7 protein-coding genes and 1 pseudogene are annotated in these 6,409 nt (G+C 29.3%); all 8 read left to right on the forward strand.

Annotation, left to right across the window (positions count from 1 at the left end):
• The first annotated feature begins 390 nt into the window (after positions 1-390).
• The gene (locus ACRC03_RS19425) at positions 391-1,437 is read left to right on the forward strand and encodes a MutS-related protein (RefSeq protein ID WP_438654264.1); all 1,047 of its coding nucleotides are present in this window, start codon (positions 391-393) and stop codon (positions 1,435-1,437) included.
• A complete protein-coding gene (locus ACRC03_RS19430) occupies positions 1,430-2,983 on the forward strand; it encodes a lysine 5,6-aminomutase subunit alpha (protein WP_438654265.1) in 1,554 nt (517 codons plus the stop codon). The genes ACRC03_RS19425 and ACRC03_RS19430 overlap by 8 nt, the downstream gene beginning before the upstream one ends.
• Positions 2,983-3,771 carry a cobalamin B12-binding domain-containing protein gene (locus ACRC03_RS19435; RefSeq protein WP_438654266.1) on the forward strand — a complete coding sequence of 263 codons (789 nt, stop codon included), beginning with the start codon at positions 2,983-2,985 and terminating at the stop codon, positions 3,769-3,771. Before ACRC03_RS19430 ends, ACRC03_RS19435 begins: the two co-directional genes overlap by 1 nt.
• A 417-nt stretch (positions 3,772-4,188) precedes the next feature.
• Positions 4,189-4,443: a hypothetical protein gene (locus ACRC03_RS19440; RefSeq protein WP_438654267.1), complete on the forward strand. Its 255-nt coding sequence runs from the start codon at positions 4,189-4,191 to the stop codon at positions 4,441-4,443.
• Entirely contained in the window at positions 4,436-4,693 is a 258-nt protein-coding gene (locus ACRC03_RS19445) for a type II toxin-antitoxin system RelE family toxin (RefSeq protein WP_438654268.1), read from the forward strand. The genes ACRC03_RS19440 and ACRC03_RS19445 overlap by 8 nt, the downstream gene beginning before the upstream one ends.
• 180 nt (positions 4,694-4,873) lie before the next feature.
• Entirely contained in the window at positions 4,874-5,374 is a 501-nt protein-coding gene (locus ACRC03_RS19450) for a GNAT family N-acetyltransferase (protein WP_438654269.1), read from the forward strand.
• Between the two features lie 18 nt (positions 5,375-5,392).
• Positions 5,393-5,920, forward strand: coding sequence for a GNAT family N-acetyltransferase (locus tag ACRC03_RS19455; protein WP_438654270.1), 528 nt, complete (start codon positions 5,393-5,395; stop codon positions 5,918-5,920).
• A gap of 61 nt (positions 5,921-5,981) precedes the next feature.
• A pseudogene (locus ACRC03_RS19460) lies at positions 5,982-6,409 on the forward strand (hypothetical protein); the annotation flags it as partial.

Here is a 6,409-nt window from a genome sequence, read left to right on the forward strand (position 1 = left end):
ATTAACATCTTCATTGAATTTTATCATTTGTATTACCTACCTTTATATTTTCAGATAATACTATTATTTCTCTTACTTGAAAAATTATATATATGAAAGTAATTACATTTGAATGTTTTCATTTAGAATATATATATTAAAAAAAATAAAAAAGAAATATTTCATAATATAGGCTATGAGTTTTGCAAAATAAAGGATATTAGAAATAGTATAAAAAAGATTACTCACAACAATGTACTAGATGAAGTAGAACTATTTGAAATAAAAAACTTTGTAATCTGTAGCGAAAGTATAAAAGAAAACTATGAAAAATTAAACCTAGATATACCCTATATAAATCTAGATAGCCTAAACAGTATCACAAAATTATTAGATCCAGATGATTTAAAAATGAGCACATTTCATATATATGATTCCTACAGCGAAAAAATCAAAGAAATAAGAACTCTAAAATCCAAAGTAGAAAATGAAATCTTTAAAGAAACCAACTCAAAAGCAATAGAAAAATTAAAAAAACAAAGATTAGCCATAGTAGTAGAAGAAGAAAAAGAAGAACTAATAATAAGAAAAAATATAACACAAAACCTTAAAGCTTATGTAGATTCTATAAATAAAAATATAAAATCCATAGGAAAGCTAGATTTACTAAATGCAAAAGTAGACCTAGCAATAAAATACAATGGAGTAAAACCTAAAATAAATGATGCAAATCAAATATACTTTAAAGACCTAAAAAATCCTAACTTAATGGAAATTCTACAAAAGCAAGATAAAAAATATATACCAATAACTATAGATATAAATAAAAAAGTAACTTTAATAACAGGTGCAAATATGGGCGGAAAAAGTGTTAGTATGAACACTATTGCACTTAATTTATTTTTATTTCAGTGCGGATTTTATGTATTTGCAAGTGAAGCAAACTTATGCGTACTAGATTTTATATACCTAATTTCAGAGGATCTACAAAACATGGGCAAGGGCCTAAGTACTTTTGGAGCGGAAATAATAAAATTAAAAGAAATAATAAACCTTATGGAAATAGAGGATGGATTTATTGCCCTAGATGAGTTTGCAAGAGGGACAAATCCAAGTGAGGGAAAAATACTATTAAAATCAATCTGCGATTACTTTAAAAACTTTAACTCAATATCTTTAATATCTACTCATTATGATGAAGTAGTGGAAGAAGACATTGACCATTATCAAGTAATTGGACTTAAAAATGTAGATTTTGATTCTTTAAAATACAAAATAGATTTAAATAAAAAACAAAGTGTAAACCTACTACAAGAAAATATGGACTATAGATTAGAAAAAGTAAAAAAAGAAACTAAAGTTCCAAAGGATGCACTTAATATATGTGCTTTACTAGGACTTTCAGAGGAAGTAATAAATATTGCTAAAAAGCTATATGAGGGGGGATACAATGAGTAAATTAAACTTGAATTTTGAATTAGTGGAAAAGGCAAGAAAGTGTGCAAAAAACATAGCCTATAACACACAAGAGTTTATAGATAAACACACTACAGTAGCAGTTGAAAGAACTGTATGTAGATTATTGGGAATAGATGGAGTAGATAAATTTGAAGTGCCACTTCCAAATGTAGTAGTTGAAAACATAGCAAAAGGAAATGGATTAGGACTAGGTGCAGCCTATTTTATAGGAAATGCAATGGTAGAGCTAAACCTAACACCTCAAGAAATAGCAGAGAAAGTAGCTAACAATGAATTAGATTTAACAAAAATAAAAGAAAATGACTTATTTGAAATAAAATTAAAAATAAAAGAAATAGCTAACAATAGCGTTGAAAAAATAAGAGCCAATAGAAATACTAGAGAGATGTATTTAGAAAAATACGGAGATAAAGAAGGGCCATATTTATATATAATAGTAGCTACAGGAAATATATATGAAGATATAGTTCAAGCAAAAGCAGCAGCAAAACAAGGAGCAGATGTAATAGCCGTTATAAGAACTACAGGGCAAAGCTTACTTGACTATGTGCCATACGGTGCAACTACAGAAGGCTTTGGAGGAACTTATGCAACAGGTGAAAACTTTAGATTAATGAGATCGGCATTAGATGAAGTAGGAGAAGAAGAAGGAAGATATATAAGACTTTGCAACTATTGTTCAGGACTATGTATGCCAGAAATCGCAGCACTTGGAGCACAGCAAAGATTAGATGTTATGCTAAACGATGCACTATATGGAATACTTTTTAGAGATATTAACATGAAGAGAACTATAATAGACCAATACTTCTCAAGAATAATAAATGGATTTGCGGGAGTAATAATAAACACAGGTGAAGATAATTACCTAACAACAGCAGACGCAGTAGAAGAAGCTCATACAGTACTTGCTTCTCAATTTATAAATGAGCAATTTGCATTAGTAGCAGGACTACCAGAAGAACAAATGGGTCTAGGTCATGCCTTTGAAATAAGCCCAGATTTTAAAAATGGATTTTTATACGAATTATCTCAAGCACAAATGGCTAGAGAAATATTCCCTAAAGCACCACTTAAATATATGCCACCGACTAAATTTATGACAGGTGATATCTTTAAAGGACAAGTACAAGATGCCTTATTTAACATGGTAACAATAATGACAAATCAAAAACTACACTTACTAGGAATGCTAACAGAAGCAATTCACACACCATTTATCTCAGACAGAGCAATATCAATAGAAAATGCACAGTACATCTTTAATACCATGAGTGACTTTGGAGAAGAAATAGAGTTTAAAAATGGAGGAATAATTCAAAGTAGAGCAGATGAAGTTTTAAACAAGGCTTATGAGTTATTACATGAAATAGAAAAAGAAGGTTTATTCAAAACTATAGAACAAGGAAAGTTTGCAGGAATAAAAAGACCTATAGATGGAGGGAAGGGATTAAATGGAGTAGTTATAAAAGAAAATCACTACTTTAATCCTTTTATCGACTTAATGTTAGGAGGGAAAAACTAATGAGTAGTGGATTATATTCTATGAACAAAAAAGACTTTGATAAAACCTTAAATCTTGAGGATCTTAGACCTTATGGAGACACTATGAATGACTCTAAGGTACAAGTAAGTTTTACCTTACCAATCTGTGATGATGAAAAAGGAATAGAAGCTGCAAAGCAAATAGCTAAAAATATGGGACTAAGTGATATAAATGTAGCTCATCACAAAAAACTAGACAAGGAATTTACCTTCTACGTTGTATTTGGAAGTGTAGGAAAAGGGGTAAATTATAATGAAATCCACGTAGAAACAGTAGGTGGAGATATAATGGACAAAGAAGAAATAGAAGAATATATTAAAACTAATATTAAAAGAAACATTGTAGTGGTAGGAGCAAGTACAGGTACAGATGCTCATACAGTTGGTATAGATGCAATAATGAATATGAAAGGCTATGCAGGAAATTATGGTTTAGAAAGATATGAAGGAATAGATGCTTATAATTTAGGAAGCCAAGTTCCTAATGAAGAGTTTATTAAAAAGGCAGTAGAGTTAAATGCAGATGTACTTTTAGTATCTCAGACAGTTACTCAAAAGAATGTTCATATAGAGAATTTGACTAATTTGGTGGAGTTGTTAGAAGCTGAAGGGTTAAGAGACAAGGTAATATTAATCTGTGGAGGCCCTAGAATAAGTTTAGAGTTGGCTAAGGAATTGGGCTATGATGCAGGATTTGGACCTGGGAAATTTGCGAAGGATGTAGCGAGCTTTTCAGTATGTGAGATGGTAAATAGAAAATTAGTATAATGTAGACCGCGAAGAGGAAAATTGTATAAGTTTTCCTTCAGGCATTCGCAAAATTCGCTTCGCTCATGGCGCCGACAGGTCGCTTAAATGTCGGTGCAACTTATACAATTACCCTCTTCGCTCAGTAGCTATATAAAGCTTTTCTATTTATACTATATGTAGGTAGAATAGATGAAAAAGAAGAACATACTAAAGATTAACCATGATGTGATTAATAATATAAAAAAAATTTATAATATTAAAAGATAGGGGCACTTGTGTGTCCCCATTTTGTATAGAATATTTAAATTATGCTTAGAATAGCACTAAGTGCAATAAATTTGTGTAAGATATGATCAGTAGTATTTATAAATGTATTGAATTATATTATAATTAATTATATATGTAAATAATGAATTTAAGAAAGGGGCGAAATGGATGTCTCCATTAGCAAAACAGATAATAGAAACTTTATCTAATGAAGAAGATGAAGCTGTTCTTGCTCAGGTATTAGATTACTATGAGTTTTTAAAAGAAAAAAAGAAAAAAGAATTAGATAAGATATGGAACAATATAAGTGAAGATGAACCAAGTAAAGATGAAGTTGAAATAATAAATAAGCATATAGATGTGGAAAAAAATGAAACTATATCATTAGATGATTTAGCCAGGGATCTAGGGTTAAATGACTAATATATATAATATACAATTAGAAAAAAGTGTTGAAAAGTTCATCAGAAAACAAAATAAAGATACACAAAAAAGAATAATAATGGCTATATACAAGTTACCAGAAGGTGATGTGAAAAAGCTTAAGGGGTTTAAAAATTACTATAGAATGAGAGTCGGAGATATTCGAGTAATATTTGAAAAAGAAGATGACAAGTTAAAGATAATAGTAATAGATATAGGAAATAGAGGTCAAATATACAATAAATATTAAAATAGATAGGAGTTATGCAAATAAAAAGATGATTTGCAATAGCTCCTATTTTTATTTGAACTAATATTTGCATTACTTAATATATTAGTTTCTCATATTATAATGTTGATATTTAATAATATAATACTATACACTAAAAGATATAGGAGAAATAACTATAAAAGGGTATGGAGGATATAAATGGAGATTAGACAAATAGGATTTGATGATGCGGACAATTACTTAAATATGCTTTTAAATTTAGATAATGAAACTAAATTTATGATGTTTGAACCTGGGGAGCGTTCTGATGATATTAATATTGTAAAAGCTAGAATTGAAAATAGTATCAATGGTGACAATTTGATTTTAGTAGCTACTGAGGATGAAAATATAATTGGATTCCTTTCTGTTCAAAGAGGTGTACCAAAAAGAATTAAGCACACAGCATATATTGTGGTAGGGATACGCGAAGAATTTAGGGGTAAGGGTATTGGAAGTAAACTATTTTTGGAATTAGATATGTGGGCGAGAGAAAATAATATTACAAGGCTTGAACTAAGTGTTATTTGCTCTAACACTGTAGCAAAACACCTTTATGAAAAGAATGGATTTGAGATAGAAGGAATTAAGAAAAATGCAATGATTATAGATGGAAAATATGTAGATGAATTTTCTATGGCTAAATTGTTTAATAATTAGAAAGGTAGAGTGGTATAAATGATATTAGAAACTTATAGAACAATTCTTCGTAATTTCGAAGAAAAAGATTTAGAAGATTTACATGAGTATTATAGTCAAGATGGTGTAGGAGAAATGGCTGGATGGAAGCATCATAGTAATATGTCAGAATCAAGAGAAGTACTACGTAGAAATATTAAAAATAATAATACTTTTGCTATAGAAAATAAAGAAAATAAAAAAGTGATTGGTCATATAACAGTAAATAGTGATTCTGAAAATGGAAGAGAAGATACAAAAGAATTGGGATTTGTACTTAATCGTAACTATCAAAATAAAGGAATAATGACAGAAGTAATTTATGAGATTCTGGATTATTTATTTTGTAATGAAATAGAATATGTGTATGCTTGTTGTTTTCAAAACAATCAATCGTCTAAGAGATTGATTGAAAAATGTGGTTTCACACTTGAACAAGAAGGTACAATTTATTCAGCATCCCTAAATGAAACATTTAAATCATTTGAGTATGTCTATAGTAAAATTGATATTAATAAAGGAGTATAAAGATGAATAAAATAACATGTATATGTTTAAGGAGTAGCAACTAAATAGGGGGGGAGATTTTATGAAAACAGTAATAATTAACGAATGTAACAAAGAACTAAACAAAAGTGACATTTTACTAGACTTATCAGAAAAAAGCGCAAAAGGATGTTGCGGGTGTTGGACCTGCTGGTGGACTACTCCAGGAAAGTGTGTATTCAAAGATTTAGATGATTTTTATCGAGGATATATAAATGCAGATAAGGCTATATTTTTTGCAAAAGTATCTCAGGGATTTGTTAGCGGAAATCTAAAAACTTTATTTGATAGAATGATTCCACTTTTCTTGCCTTATACATCAGTATCAACAGGAGAGTCTATGCATCTAACTAGATATGACAAATATCCAGATATCGAATTTTATTATGATGGTGAATTTAAATCACAAGAAGGAAGAAAAGTATATGAAGATTATATACATAGAGTATTTTATCAATTCCATTCAAAAAG

The sequence above is a fragment of the Romboutsia sp. genome (genome assembly GCF_051659545.1).
Classification (GTDB): domain Bacteria; phylum Bacillota; class Clostridia; order Peptostreptococcales; family Peptostreptococcaceae; genus JBOFOR01.